This window comes from Shewanella sp. ISS20, from assembly GCF_056522965.1.
Genome location: NZ_JAWRZK010000001.1, coordinates 1,366,088 through 1,379,959 on the forward strand (window position 1 = coordinate 1,366,088; position 13,872 = coordinate 1,379,959).

General features: G+C 46.6%; 10 protein-coding genes. 3 read left to right on the plus strand and 7 right to left on the minus strand.

Features of this window, described 5'->3' with window-relative positions; genetic code table 11:
• Nucleotide 1: 1 nt before the first annotated feature.
• Nucleotides 2-826 (plus strand): tRNA (adenine(22)-N(1))-methyltransferase, encoded by an 825-nt coding sequence (locus AC1HDP_RS06225; protein WP_479638068.1) that lies wholly within the window; start codon nucleotides 2-4, stop codon nucleotides 824-826.
• A 52-nt stretch (nucleotides 827-878) separates the two neighbouring features.
• Here AC1HDP_RS06225 and AC1HDP_RS06230 read toward each other — a convergent pair whose 3' ends face one another.
• The 6 genes from AC1HDP_RS06230 to smc form a co-directional block, all read right to left on the minus strand.
• Nucleotides 879-1,706 (minus strand): SDR family oxidoreductase, encoded by an 828-nt coding sequence (locus AC1HDP_RS06230; protein WP_479638069.1) that lies wholly within the window; start codon nucleotides 1,704-1,706, stop codon nucleotides 879-881.
• Between the two features lie 170 nt (nucleotides 1,707-1,876).
• A complete protein-coding gene (locus AC1HDP_RS06235) occupies nucleotides 1,877-3,085 on the minus strand; it encodes an HD-GYP domain-containing protein (RefSeq protein ID WP_479638070.1) in 1,209 nt (402 codons plus the stop codon).
• 239 nt (nucleotides 3,086-3,324) lie between these two features.
• Nucleotides 3,325-3,801: a DUF2919 family protein gene (locus AC1HDP_RS06240; RefSeq protein WP_479638071.1), complete on the minus strand. Its 477-nt coding sequence runs from the start codon at nucleotides 3,799-3,801 to the stop codon at nucleotides 3,325-3,327.
• 146 nt (nucleotides 3,802-3,947) lie between these two features.
• Nucleotides 3,948-5,963 (minus strand): NAD-dependent DNA ligase LigA, encoded by a 2,016-nt coding sequence (ligA, locus tag AC1HDP_RS06245; RefSeq protein WP_479638072.1) that lies wholly within the window; start codon nucleotides 5,961-5,963, stop codon nucleotides 3,948-3,950.
• A 61-nt stretch (nucleotides 5,964-6,024) separates the two neighbouring features.
• Nucleotides 6,025-7,017: a cell division protein ZipA gene (gene zipA / locus AC1HDP_RS06250; RefSeq protein ID WP_479638073.1), complete on the minus strand. Its 993-nt coding sequence runs from the start codon at nucleotides 7,015-7,017 to the stop codon at nucleotides 6,025-6,027.
• A 17-nt stretch (nucleotides 7,018-7,034) separates the two neighbouring features.
• Nucleotides 7,035-10,472 (minus strand): chromosome segregation protein SMC, encoded by a 3,438-nt coding sequence (smc, locus tag AC1HDP_RS06255; protein WP_479638074.1) that lies wholly within the window; start codon nucleotides 10,470-10,472, stop codon nucleotides 7,035-7,037.
• Nucleotides 10,473-10,665: 193 nt separating this feature from the next.
• On the opposite strand from smc, the gene cysZ reads away from it, so the two are divergent.
• A complete protein-coding gene (cysZ, locus tag AC1HDP_RS06260; RefSeq protein ID WP_479639838.1) occupies nucleotides 10,666-11,418 on the plus strand; it encodes a sulfate transporter CysZ in 753 nt (250 codons plus the stop codon).
• A 78-nt stretch (nucleotides 11,419-11,496) separates the two neighbouring features.
• Here the strand turns inward: cysZ and AC1HDP_RS06265 are convergent, their stop codons facing one another.
• Complete coding sequence (locus AC1HDP_RS06265; protein ID WP_479638075.1) at nucleotides 11,497-12,648, minus strand: beta-ketoacyl-ACP synthase III; 1,152 nt, start codon at nucleotides 12,646-12,648, stop codon at nucleotides 11,497-11,499.
• Nucleotides 12,649-12,866: 218 nt separating this feature from the next.
• Between AC1HDP_RS06265 and cysK the strand changes: the two genes are divergently transcribed.
• A complete protein-coding gene (gene cysK, locus AC1HDP_RS06270; protein ID WP_479638076.1) occupies nucleotides 12,867-13,835 on the plus strand; it encodes a cysteine synthase A in 969 nt (322 codons plus the stop codon).
• Nucleotides 13,836-13,872: the final 37 nt, after the last annotated feature.

Genomic DNA, 13,872 nt, shown 5'->3' on the forward strand with positions numbered 1-13,872 from the left:
TTTGAACGTTCACCCTACAAATCTAAGCCTAGGTGATACCTTCGCCCCTTATGATGGCAAGAAACGGCGAATATCATTACAATACGCGTTTTTTGTCGCCAAAGGCTTGCCATTGAAACTTAGTAAACGCTTAGATCAACTCGATGCTATGGTCGCCAATGATTATCAGCATGTGTGGGATTGCTGCTGCGATCATGGATTTTTAGGCGCCGCGCTATTAACGCGCCAAGCCGCGCCCCACATTCATTTCGTTGATATAGTGCCAAGCTTAATGGCGCAACTGGATGAGAAACTGCAGCGCTTTTACCCAGACAACCGCGCTTACCAAACCCATTGTTTAGATGTGAGTCAATTACCGCTTGAAAGCTTCCCAGGTAACACCTTAGTGATCATTGCTGGCGTTGGCGGCGAGTTAATGTCGCGCTTTATTGCTGATATTCATGGGCGCCATCCAGAACTTACTATTGACTGGCTGTTATGCCCGACCAATCAGACCTTTCATTTACGTAGCCGCTTAATTGACTTAGGTTTTAGTCTTAATGATGAAGTGCTGCTTGAAGAAAATCAGCGTTATTATGAAATCTTGTCAGTAACATCTACAGGGGCATTAGCGCCAGCGCGCGACAATCGGGCTGTAAGTGCTATTAGCCCTGTGGGTGCTAAGTTGTGGCAAACTATCGAACTTACCTCTAAGCACCAAACTCAGTTAGCTGAGCGCTATCGTGATAATTTGCTCAAGCATTATCAGCGCGTTAACCAAGCCAGCGATACTGATGTTGGTCATATTATTGCAGCCTATAAAAATGCGCCGCTAGCGCAATGCTAGTGGCGCGCGTTTGTTTGCTCTTTTGTCTTAGATACTGCTGCCTTAGATGCGTTTAGCAAAAATCTAGCATGGCCCGTAACTCAGGATGCTGATAGCGAAAGCCTAACTGCTGACAGATTTTATCGCCGCTAACACGTTTACTCTTGATGCTTGCCGCGCTAAACGTAGAAAACTCCGGCGGCGTTAAGCCTAAATGCTTAGCCGCATACTGATAAAATGTTTGTTTATTAAGATGCTCTGGCGCGCACAGATTATAAATGCCACTGCAATGAGGCGTCTTAAGTAAACAGATAACCCCAGCAATGCAATCATCAAGATGCACTAGATTGACGGCCAAGTGACCATCGGTAACGGCGGTTTTACCCGCAAAAAATCGCCCGGGGTGGCGTTTAGGGCCAACGAGCCCAGCAAAGCGCACTGTGCAGGCATTGGGGAAATCACTAAATAATTGCTCTGCGGCAACAAACACTTGCGCCCTCGCCTCAATCGATGGCGCGCAGGTTTCATCCACGTCAGCATCTGGGTACACACCTGTGGTACTAATAAAAATTACCCGCTTATTACCACTATGGATAATGGCTTGGCGCAAACTGCGTAACTGCGCTAAGTAATCCTCACTACTTTGACCACCGCGAAGCCCAGGTGGAATATTAATTATTATGGTGTCAGCATCAAGTAGACCTTGCTTACTGGCTACTACTAATGATTCAGGCTGAGCTAAATCCAACACAAAACCTGTAATGCCAAGCTCTTGTAACTGCGCCGCGCCTTGCTCGCTTCGGCGCGTACCCGACACTTGCCAACCTTGCTGAGTTAATGCTTGAGCTAATGGCAAACCAAACCAGCCACAGGCAATAATTGCCACTTTGTTATTACTCATAGTTATTATCGCCTCGAGAATTGCCACTAAAAATAATGATTATCAGTAAGATAGTATCAAGTCGCTAATGATGACGACACCAGATTAAACCATTAGCAAGCATTTATTAAATATGAGGGATGAGGGATTAACAGACATTAGCAATGACGTTAAGTTTTGCATTCAAACATTCACTTAGCGGCAGCGGTGAAGTAATAACTGATGGCAGCATCGGCCTTCAGCGCTTTTATGGCATGTTCAGTGAGGGATTCAAGCTTAATGACTTCTTCAATGCGTAAATTGGCGCTCGCCAGAAATTTAAGCCCAGCGTCTGTACCATCAATCTCGCAGCCCCAAACAGCGGGAGTTTCCACGTTCGCTGACGTCATCAATACCTTACCTATGGAACCATCAGATAAACGCACTAAGGTACCCGGCGGATATTGACCAAGCACACTCACTAAGGTTTGCATAAGATCATGAGCATGCTTGCCGGCGCTATGGTTAGATAAATGCCCAAGTGCGCCTTGGGGGGAGCCCATATTATCGCCACCTATTTGATGATCATACTCATCAGCCAAGGCCACTATTTGGGTGAGTAACGGAATATCATTACCCTGTAAGCCATCAGGATAACCACTGCCGTCAATACACTCATGATGATGACACGCAATATCGCACACTCGCTCATCAAAGCGCGCAGGGCTATCGACTAGCTCGTGGCTAAAACGAGTATGCAGTTTCATCAGTTTGCGCTCGTCATCACTTAAACTAAATAGGCTGGCGCGCAGGGAGTCAGGCAGAGTTAACAGGCCAATATCATGAAATAAACTCCCAAGTGCCAAGCACTTAAGGTCATCAATGGGTAAATTTAGGGCGCGGCCAATGCTTAAGGCTAATACCGCCACAGAGCTTGAATGCTGAGTCACACTAATTTGAGTATCACCTAAGTCCACTAAGGCTAATTTAGCCGTGGGGTACTCTTGCAAATGATCAATCATTTCAAGGGCTAATTGCTCGGCTAATTTAATGGCACCTTGAGGATCATGACCTAACAGACGGTAAGTCATACGAGTATCATTAACCGCATGCAAAAAACGCTGTTGACTAAGGCGAATGGCTTTACGTGTTTGAAATTGCTGACTATGGGAATGAGACCCTGATAAGTGATGATTATCGCGGTTTGAGTCTTCAGTATGATCTGGTTCAACCAGCGGCTCTCCGGCAATCAAATACACAAATTGGCAGCCTAAGCCGCGGATCATTTCTATCTGCAGCGGAGAGCTCAGAGTAATGCGATTTATCCAGAATGGATTATCTTGCCAAGATAAGGGCAATTTGACGGTTAAGCCAACTTGTAACCTATTCAGGGGGATTTGCGGCAAGTGCTCTTTGGCCAATCTAAGACACTCCTTTGTCACCTCAGACTGAATCACGTGAGTCTGAGATCTTTCTACTTCACAGCTAGCTAATTCACTATAGTTAAGCCTGATTGAAATCGCGCAGGCATTATGTGGGTAACTTGGCAATAGTCGCGCTAAACGCAATCAAGCCATGCCGCCCTAGTTCATAAAAACAAACCGCTCGACATAAATAAAAACAGCCAGCATATAAGCTGGCTGTTTTATGAAAATACGATTTAAGTCGTTAACACCTCTGAAGGCCACTCGTCTAAATAAGCTTGTAAATGCTTAGACTTAGCTAAGTAAATTGAGCCCCAGAATAAGGCTAAGCCATCTAATGCCGTCATCCAATGGAACACCACAAAGGTATGATCAATGCGAGTGGCTAATTGCCATGCTTCTAGCACTAGCATCATCATCAATAACCATTTAAATAAGGAAAAAGGCGTTTTGAGCCAAGTGGGCTTACGGCGACGTTCTGCCAACACCAGCACAAACAACAGCACAGCGCCAAGGCCAGTCACCAGTGACTGAATAAAATCCATTTGTAATGGATAAAATATTCTCACTAACCCTGCGCGATCAGCCGCTTGCGTCAAAGATATGACCCAAATAACATAACCACGACCTAGAAATGCCAGTAATAAATAAAGTAAGAATGGCGGCGCCACTCGGCCATGGTCATCACGCCAGGCGATTGTTTGTAAATCCAATTCAGTCTCCTCTGTTCATGACATAAGATATGGCGATAGGACCTACATACACAAGGGCTATTAAATAAGATTCACCTAATGAAATAACTCAATTGCAAAAAAGCCTGCTATTGCAGGCTTTTTTTAAGATGATTAATTAACATAGTTCATCTTTCAAGCTCGGCAAAGAATGCCAAGAGCTGTGTTTCGTCCCAAACTTCAACCCCAAGCTCTTGAGCTTTCGCGAGTTTTGAGCCTGCCGCTTCACCTGCTACCACGCAATGCGTGTTTTTAGACACACTGCCAGCTACTTTAGCGCCTAAGGCCTGCAACCTAGCTTTAGCATCATTGCGGTTGAGTTCAGTTAAAGTGCCGGTTAATACCCAAGTCTGACCTTCAAGTGGCAAGGCACCTGCTTCAACTTCAGCAATTTCTGGCCACTGCACGCCAGCAGCAATGAGCTTATCAATCACTTCTATATTATGCGGTTGCGCAAAGAAATGATGAATGTGCTGCGCTACTACCGCGCCCACATCTGAGACGGCGAGCAGTTGCTCTATATTGGCGTGCTGCACAGAGGACAACTGACGAAAGTGCTGCGCCAAATTAGCCGCGGTGGCTTCACCTACTTCGCGAATACCTAAGGCATACAGGAATTTCGCTAAGGTGGTATTTTTAGCCGCATTAATGGCGGCCACTAAATTAGTCGCAGACTTCATGCCCATCCGATCAAGCATGGTGATCATAGATGCATTAAGGTGAAATAAATCCGCTGGACTATGCACTAACTCTTTATCAATTAGCTGCTCGACCACTTTATCGCCCATGCCATCGATATCAAGGGCTTTACGAGAGGCAAAATGTTTAATGGCTTCTTTACGTTGGGCTTCACAGAATAAACCGCCACTGCAGCGCGCTACGGCTTCGCCTTCTACACGCTCCACCAGCGAACCACAAACAGGACAAGCCTCGGGAAATTCAATGGCGCAAGCATTAGAAGGACGCTTGTCAGCCACCACGGCCACAATTTGCGGGATAACATCGCCAGCACGGCGAATAATCACAGTATCGCCCACCATGACGCCTAAACGGGCAATTTCATCCATATTATGCAAGGTGGCGTTCGATACAGTAACACCGCCGACAAACACAGGTTGCAAGCGGGCTACCGGCGTTACCGCGCCCGTACGACCTACTTGGAAATCAACGCCTTCAAGTAAGGTCATTTCTTCTTGTGCGGGAAATTTATAAGCAATGGCCCAGCGCGGCGCCTTAGCCACAAAGCCTAAGGTTAATTGCTGCTCTATATCATCAACCTTAAATACTACGCCATCGATATCAAAGGCTAAGCTTGCACGGCGTTGCATTACATCTTGATAATAAGCAAAGACTTGCTCAAGGTCATCCGCCAGTTTCACTTCATGGCTGACAGGGAATCCCCACGTTTTTAACTGCTGCAACTGCTGATAATGCGTCATGGCCAGAGGCTCAACGGCATCTTCTACCACGCCAAGAGCATAGGCATAAAAATCCAGAGCGCGGGACGCGGCAATTTTACTATCAAGCTGACGTAAACTGCCGGCGGCGGCATTACGTGGATTAACAAAGGTCTTATCACCTTTCGCTGCCGCCCGTACATTTAAGCTCTCAAAGGCAGCTTTTGGCATAAACACTTCGCCGCGCACTTCCATTAACTGCGGATAGTTTTCACCGCGAAGGCGCAGTGGGATAGAGCGAATGGTGCGCACATTTTCAGTAATATCTTCACCAACGCTACCATCGCCGCGAGTAGCTGCGCGCTCTAACACGCCATCGCGATACAATAAGCTTACCGCTAAACCATCAAGCTTAGGCTCACAGCAAAAACGCACATTACCGACTCTATCGGTCAAGCGTTTATAAAAGCCGGTAAAGTCCGTTTCATCAAAGGCATTATCTAGGCTGAGCATGGGCTTAAGGTGAGTCACTTGGGTGAACTTAGCAAGCGCGGCGCCACCTACTCGTTGGCTCGGGGAATCTGGCAGTACTAACTCAGGATGGGCTTGCTCTAAGGCTTTTAACGCTTGCATTAAGCGATCATATTCAGCATCTGGGATTGATGGCGCATCATCCACATAATAGCGAATGTTGTGTTGGTTTAGCTCGGCGGTCAAAGCCGCAATTTGTTGTTTAATCGCTTGCATTGTCGTATCCATAAAACAAGAAGGCCGCGCGAGCGGCCTTTGTTAACTGAGTGTGCTCAACTTACATTTGGCGGCGGATGCGTTGAATATAAGCTTGCTTAGTATAATCATCCCATGGCTGACGGCTACCATCGAGCACTTGAGCATCCAAATCATCAGCCATTTGCTCTGCTGAATTGAGCATGATCTGGAAGTTAATTAAGGCATCACCGTGGCAAGGCAGAGTCATAAACAATACCACGCCATGGGTGCTAAATTGCTCCATGGTATCTGGGTCAAATATGCCAGGCTTAAGCATGTTCGCCATAGAAAATAACACCTTGCCATTGCCGGCATTATCTTGATGACGATGGAAAATGTTCATATCGCCATATTTAAAATTCAGAGCCAGCAAGCAAGGTAATAATTCGGCGCCGTGGATTACTTGGCCTTCTTTAGCCACTAAGTGCAATACCAATACATCAACCGGATCGCCTAGCGGCGCATCATCTTCAATAATTTCATCATCAAAATCATCAAAGCTGGTGTCAAAATCATCTTGATAAGGATCGTTTTGATAAGCATCGGCAAGCTCAGCGGCACTTGGCGCAGCACTGAGCGGCTTAGATGGTGGCGTACTGTGACTTAATTGCGTGGCTGCTCCAGCAGATTGGTGCGATTGAGCTTTATCTTGCCCCATGCTAGGTTCGCGGCGCTCACGACTGGCTTTGATGCTTGGCTCAGACGCTAGGTTGACATCATCGCTTGATGCTGTAGCAGGTCGGATACGTTGCACTGGGGTATGACCCTGTGTTTTCGCTGGGCGAGCTGGAGTAGATTCTGCATCACTGTCATCAGCGTGCACTTTACGCACGCGCACCTCACCAATGCCATCGGCATCAAAACCATCACGGTCAAGCCCTTTACTATTAGATTTATCTTTATAAACCTTTGCCGTCGGGCTGTCGCGCAGTGGCCTTGGCCGCTGCTTACGAATCGACCATAAACCATGCACTAGCACCGCGATGATGGCTATCGCGCCCAGTATTGCCACGACTAGTTGAAAGTTTTCCATGTATTACCCTATTGTTTTTATCCGGCGTCGGCCATCGCCACCGCTTCTTCAATATCAACCGCCACTATGCGCGACACGCCAGGCTCATGCATAGTCACCCCTGTAAGTTGGTCAGCCATTTCCATCGTAATTTTGTTATGGCTAATATAAATAAATTGCACTGTGTGCGACATTTCTTTCAATAAACGGCAAAAACGTTCGACGTTTGCATCATCTAATGGCGCATCTACCTCATCTAGCATACAAAAAGGTGCTGGATTGAGCCTGAAAATTGCAAAAACCAATGATAAAGCGGTTAGCGCCTTTTCACCACCCGAAAGCAGGTGAATTGTACTGTTTTTCTTGCCAGGTGGTTGCGCCATAATCGACACCCCGGTTTCCAGCAGGTCATCATCAGTTAATGCCAAGTAAGCACTGCCGCCGCCAAATACTTTCGGGAACAAGCCCGAGAAGTCACCATTAATCTGATCAAAGGTCTCTTTAAAGCGACTCTTGGTCTCTTTATCAATTTTGCGAATGGCTTCTTCTAAGCTTGCCATGGCAGTACGTAAATCATTATCTTGCTCGTCCAGATACTGCTTACGTTTGGCTTGTTGGTCATATTCTTCAATGGCGGCTAAGTTAATGGCCCCAAGTAACCCAATCTGCTGACGAATATCATCGAGTTGCTGCTGCCGTTTCGGGATGCTGATGTCCGATGTTATCTCACTATCAAGCGCAATCTCGGCTTCTTGCAATCGGCTTAACTGCCCTTGCAATTGCCCTTGAATACCTTCGCGCTTTAATTGCTGTTGATTTAAACGTGCGCTTAATTGCTCTATCTTGCCAATGACTTGTTTTTGCTGCAATAGTTTTGTATCAATCTCGGCCTGTAAACTGGCTAATTGCGCCCTAACTACCACAATTTCACTCTGTAATTGTGATTGTTGTTGCAGACATGCCTGATGCTGCTGCTCTAATTCCGGTAAATGACTTAATGCCGAGTCTTGATTAGCCGATTTTGCATAAAGCGCGGCTATCTCAGCGCTGACTTCATTTAAGCGCTCAGTTAAGGCCTGCTGACTTTGCTCAGACAAGGCCACAGCGGTTTGATGCTGCAAACTTTGACTATGGGCTTGCTGCGAGCTGTGCTGCTCTTGTTGCCATGCCAGTTTACTTTGCTGCCACAAATGCTGGTGTTGCTCTAACGTGCGCTGCGCTTGCATAAGTTGATGATCTTGATAAATAAGCTGCTCACTGAGTGCATTGGCATCAAGATCAAAGCGCGCCAACTCGTTATCTAATTCGGCTAATTCCTGCTGCAATGACATCTGCAAGCCTTGCTGCTGCGCCCATTGTTCTTGCTCTTTATCAAATTGACTCCGAGCATGCAGACAATCTTGCGCCAACTTTTGTTCTACTAATTGTTGCTGCTGCACTTGTGCTTGCAAATGCGCTACTTGCGCATCCTGCAAGCGCTTAGCATCATCAAAGTGCTGTTGCTGCTGTTTAAGGACGATTAACTGCTGCTCACACTGCGCAATGTGCTCATCTAACTCATGGGCTTGCGCCATTAACTGCATAGGTTGGCTGTGAGTTTTGGCATTAAGACAAAAACCTTGGCCGATTAACTCGCCCGCTTGCGTCACGTAGCGCTGGCGCTGTTGCTCGCTGGCAGAAAGAGTGGCTAAGCGCGCTAAGGCATCCGCTTTATTGAGGACAAATTCAAGGTTAGTGAGCCAAGGCGCTAAATTGACCTGACTACTTAGCATGCCAAAGTCTTGGTTTTTAGATAACTGAAAACCTATACCATCAGTGTTAGGCGCAATATCGTCAGACGAGATATCTAGCCCATTAAGCACGCCTTGCTGCAACACTGGCTCCAACACTAATTCGGCGGCCTTCTCCCAACCACTATCAACCTGTGTCACCTGCCAGACGCTGACATCATTACCCGCAGGTTTAGCCTTAGCCAGCAACTGCGCGATTAAATCGCTACGGCTTTGCAGGGCCGCAAGTTTTTGCTGCTCACTGCTTACCTTGCCGTTAACAGTGACTAACTGCTGTAACGCCGCGCCTTGCTTGTACTCAGCATCTTCAAGTTGCTGAGCAAGTTCAGTGCGTAATTCTTGCTGCAACGTGAGCCCTGCGCTCAAGCTTTCAATACTGCTCGCTAGCGTTTGGCTTTGGCTTGTGCCTAATTGCTCTATTATGGCCGTTAATGCGCGCTGCTTTTCAAGGCGATGCTGCTCTTGATAACTGCGTTTATTGGCCGCTAATTGTTGCTTTAATTGCAATTCGCTCAGTGAATGCTGCCATTGCTGCTGAGTTTGAGTGGCGCCTGCCAAGGCTTTTTCAGCAAGGCTAACGTCTTTTTCGAGACTCAGCAGTTGGGTTTGCTGTTGTTCACTCAATTGATGCAGGCTTTGCTGCTCAGCCATTAATACTTGATGACTGGTTTGCGCGGCTTTTGACTGCTGCAGCCATAAATCGCGATTAGCATTCAGCTCAGCTAAACGCTGTTTATCTTGGGAATGTTGGCGCTGCTGGAATTCAAGTTGAGAGCCTAAGCGCGCAAGTTCGGTCGCAATCCGAAAATTGTCCGCCACTAGTTGTTGCTCTTGACGCTCAACCTGCCCTTTAGTGATATTAAGTTCTGTCAGGCTCAATTCAAGTGCTTGCCATTGAGTCTTAGCCGCGGCGACCTCAGTTTGGCTTTCAAGTAACAGTTGTTGGTATTGCTCGGCTTGTTCAAGCAGACTGTGGTATTGAATTAACAATAACTCAGCTAAGCCTTGGCGTTCTTGACGTTTAAGTTCGCGATAACTAAGTGCAGCCTCAGACTGCGCGGCCAACTTTTCTAACTGACTGCCAAGCTCATGGCGGATATCGGCAAGACGGTCTAAATTCTCGCGGGTGTGACGGATACGGGTTTCGGTATCGCGCCGGCGTTCTTTATAGCGTGAAATGCCGGCAGCTTCTTCAATAAACACCCGTAATTCTTGCGGCTTAGATTCAATCAGCCGTGAAATGGTGCCCTGCTCAATAATGGCGTAACTACGCGCCCCTAAACCTGTGCCTAAAAACAGCTCAGTAATGTCTTTACGGCGACATTTTTGACCATTAAGAAAATAGCTCGATTCGCCTTGTCTATCGACTTGACGCTTAACGGCAATAGATTGATAGCTGGCGTATTGTCCGCCTAAACGTCCATCGGGGTTATCAAACACTAGCTCAACCGATGCCACAGATACTGGCCGGCGACCACTTGAGCCATTAAAAATCACATCTGTCATCGACTCGCCGCGCAAATGTTTAGCCGAGCTTTCACCTAGCACCCAGCGCACCGCATCAATCACATTGGATTTGCCGCAGCCGTTCGGGCCAACAATGGCCGTGAGTGGTTTTAAAAAAGGGATCTTGGTGGCATCAACAAATGACTTGAATCCAGCCAGTTTAATTGTATTCAGTCTCATGATTTAGGTCATTTCGCTGGCAGAACAGACAATAAGCTTCAAAAAGAAGAGGCGACCTATCACTTTACCAAACAGCGCAGCATTTTGTAACGCTTTTTGTTGGTGGAAATGACAAACAAACTTGCGTAACAGCGGCGTTAACCGTCACAATCAAGCAAGTGTTATCAATGGAGATTTCCCTGTGCGTGTGCAAATGGCTAAAAGTGGCGTTAATTATTTTATGCAAGGATTCGAGTTAATCCGCCAACCTGGATTGCGAACTTTTGTCATTATTCCTTTGCTCATCAATATTCTACTGTTTGCGGTCGGTTTTTATTTTGGCCTTGGGCATTTAAAGGTGGTGTTTGCCGATTTAGCGGCCTGGTTACCTGAGTCTCTCAGCTGGCTTAATGTGATTTTATGGCCGCTGGCGGTGTTATCTCTGGTGGTCATCATGGCCTTTACCTTTAGTGCCGTGATGAACTGGCTCGCAGCCCCTTTTAATGGTTTATTGGCCGAAAAGACTGAAGCCTTATTAACCGGTAAGCCGATGAATACTGGCGGCGCTATCGATACAGTCAAAGATGTGCCGCGCATGCTCGGGCGCGAATGGATAAAATTAAAATACTACTTACCGCGAGCGTTACTGCTGTTACTGCTGTTTTTAGTGCCCTTGATTGGCCAAACCTTAGCCCCTGTGATTTGGTTTATATTCAGCGCTTGGATGATGGCAGTGCAATATTGTGATTATCCGTTTGATAACCACAAGGTATCGTTTCAAGACATGCGTTTTGCCCTGCGCCAAACCAAAGGTAGCAGCATGAGTTTTGGTGCTACTGTCACCCTGTTTTCCATGATACCTATTGTTAACTTTATTGTGATGCCCGTGGCCATTTGCGGCGCTACCGCGATGTGGGTTGATAAATACCGCCCAGCCTATCGCAATCTGAATATCAGCGGTGAATGATAGTTAAGTGCCGCAGCACCAAGTGCTAATAACCACTATTCAATAACTCCGCCCTTATCTCTTAAGGGCTGAGAGCCGTTAAACCACCCGTAAAATCACGCTGCCAATGGAATAGCCGGCGCCAAATGAACATAACAGCCCTAAATCGCCGACGGTTAAATCATCACGGTATAAATGCAGCGCAATAACAGAACCCGCAGACGCCGTATTGGCATACTTATCTAATACCACTGGGCATAAATCTGCACTCACTTGTTCACCCAGTAGCTTTTTGGCGACAAACAAATTCATATTGATGTTGGCTTGATGCAGCCAAAAACGTTTGAAATCAAAAGCACTTAGTTGAGTCTGCTGCAATTGCTGTTCAAGATGCTGATAGATCATCGGCAGCAACTCTTTAAACACTTTACGCCCTTGCTGACTAAATAAATTACTGGCGCTGTGTTCTGTCTCAGGGCTGCAGCGATTCATCAAACCAAAGTTACTGCGGATATTGCTTGAGTATTGAGTGGCAAGTTTAATGGATTCAATCAGTAAGGGTCGCGCTCGCTTGGTATGCGAAGGCGCCGGCTTATTCACACTGTCAATTCCATGCCAAATCTCAAGGACCAATGCGGTCGCAACATCACCAAAGATAAAGTGACTATCACGATCACGTAGATTGATTTGCGGAGTACAAATCTCAGGGTTAATCACTAGCACCTTAGTGGCTTGGCCGGAGATAATAGCCGCTTGGGCATTGGCGATAGCAAACGTCGCCGACGAACATGCCACCTGCATATCGTAAGCCATGCCTTGACAACCAAGATGGTGCTGAATTTCAATGGCAATGGCTGGATAGGCGCGCTGCGCATACGCACACGCCACTATCACTAAATCTATGTCACTGGCATCACAATCTGCATTAGCAAGCGCCTCTTGCGCGGCAATAGCCCCCATCTGCGCTTGCAGGCTGAGTTCATCATCAAGGCGCGGCGCAATGAGCGGCATCAATACATTGATATCTAACATGCCCTGTCTTTGAATGACATGGCGCTGCTTAATACCTGAGGCTTTTTCAATAAATTCACTCGACGACATGGCTAATTCAAGCTCAGTGCCGGCGGCAATAGCCTCCTTATGCTCTTCATTAAAGGCTTGGGCATACTGATTAAAACTTGCGACTAACTCATCATTGGTGATCACATCGCTTGGAGTGTACAAACCCGTTCCACTAATCACAATTTGCATTGGTTTTTCCTTGTCAAAAGTTTGAATTACGATAGCAAGACGGCGCAAAAGAAGACACAGAAATCATCAAGCAAGCTCCTCGTGCCAGTGGTGACAGCGTTTTATCAATAACAGCAATTCATTTTATAACTAAAAGAAATATACAAGAGCAAACAATCACTTCACTTTAGCGCCAGCCTAGCTATGCTGAACTCAATCAAATCGAAGGAGTCAGTTACATGAGTAAAATTTTTGAAGACAATTCACTGACCATAGGCCATACACCTTTGGTACGCTTGAATCGAGTGAGCAATGGTCGCGTACTGGCTAAGATTGAGGCAAGAAATCCAAGTTTTAGCGTTAAATGTCGTATTGGTGCCAATATGATTTGGGACGCTGAGCAAAAAGGTTTGTTAACGCCAGGCAAAGAACTGGTTGAACCGACCTCAGGTAACACAGGTATTGCATTAGCCTATGTAGCGGCCGCACGTGGTTATGCTCTGACGTTAACTATGCCAAGCACTATGAGTCTTGAGCGCCGTAAATTATTAAAAGCCTTAGGTGCTAATTTAGTGTTAACCGAAGGCCCTAAAGGCATGAAAGGCGCGATTGATAAAGCTGAGGAAATTCGCGCTGCTAATCCAGAAAAATATGTACTGCTAGGCCAATTTGATAACCCAGCCAACCCAGAAATTCATGAGAAAACCACTGGGCCTGAAATTTGGCACGATACTGATGGCGCCATAGATGTGTTTGTTGCTGGAGTGGGTACAGGCGGCACAATTACAGGTGTAAGCCGCTACATTAAACAGACTCAAGGCAAAGCGATTATTAGTGTGGCGGTAGAACCTATCGACTCACCTGTGATATCCCAAGCCTTAGCTGGGGAGCCGCTAAAGCCTGGCCCACATAAAATTCAAGGCATAGGCGCAGGTTTTATCCCTGGTAACCTCGACCTATCGTTAATTGATAGAGTCGAAGGCGTCAGTAATGATGATGCCATCGCCATGGCACTGCGCTTAATGAAAGAAGAAGGCATTTTAGTGGGTATTTCTTCTGGCGCCGCGGTAGTTGCTGCCAATCGCATTGCTGCCCTGCCAGAATTTGAAGGTAAAAACATAGTAGTGATTTTACCATCTGCGGCCGAGCGTTACTTAAGTTCAGCCTTATTCCAAGGCCAGTTTAGTGAATTAGAAACAGAGCAATAATCTAGCCACAAAATTGCTAACAATAAGGGGCATAGCG

Coding starts and splice junctions, on each gene's coding strand:
- AC1HDP_RS06230 (WP_479638069.1), bottom strand. CDS start 1,706: ATGAGTAATAACAAAGTGGCAATTATTGCCTGTGGCTGGTTTGGTTTG.
- ligA (WP_479638072.1), bottom strand. CDS start 5,963: ATGCAAGCGATTAAACAACAAATTGCGGCTTTGACCGCCGAGCTAAAC.
- zipA (WP_479638073.1), bottom strand. CDS start 7,017: ATGGAAAACTTTCAACTAGTCGTGGCAATACTGGGCGCGATAGCCATC.
- smc (WP_479638074.1), bottom strand. CDS start 10,472: ATGAGACTGAATACAATTAAACTGGCTGGATTCAAGTCATTTGTTGAT.
- cysZ (WP_479639838.1), top strand. CDS start 10,666: ATGGCTAAAAGTGGCGTTAATTATTTTATGCAAGGATTCGAGTTAATC.
- AC1HDP_RS06265 (WP_479638075.1), bottom strand. CDS start 12,648: ATGCAAATTGTGATTAGTGGAACGGGTTTGTACACTCCAAGCGATGTG.
- cysK (WP_479638076.1), top strand. CDS start 12,867: ATGAGTAAAATTTTTGAAGACAATTCACTGACCATAGGCCATACACCT.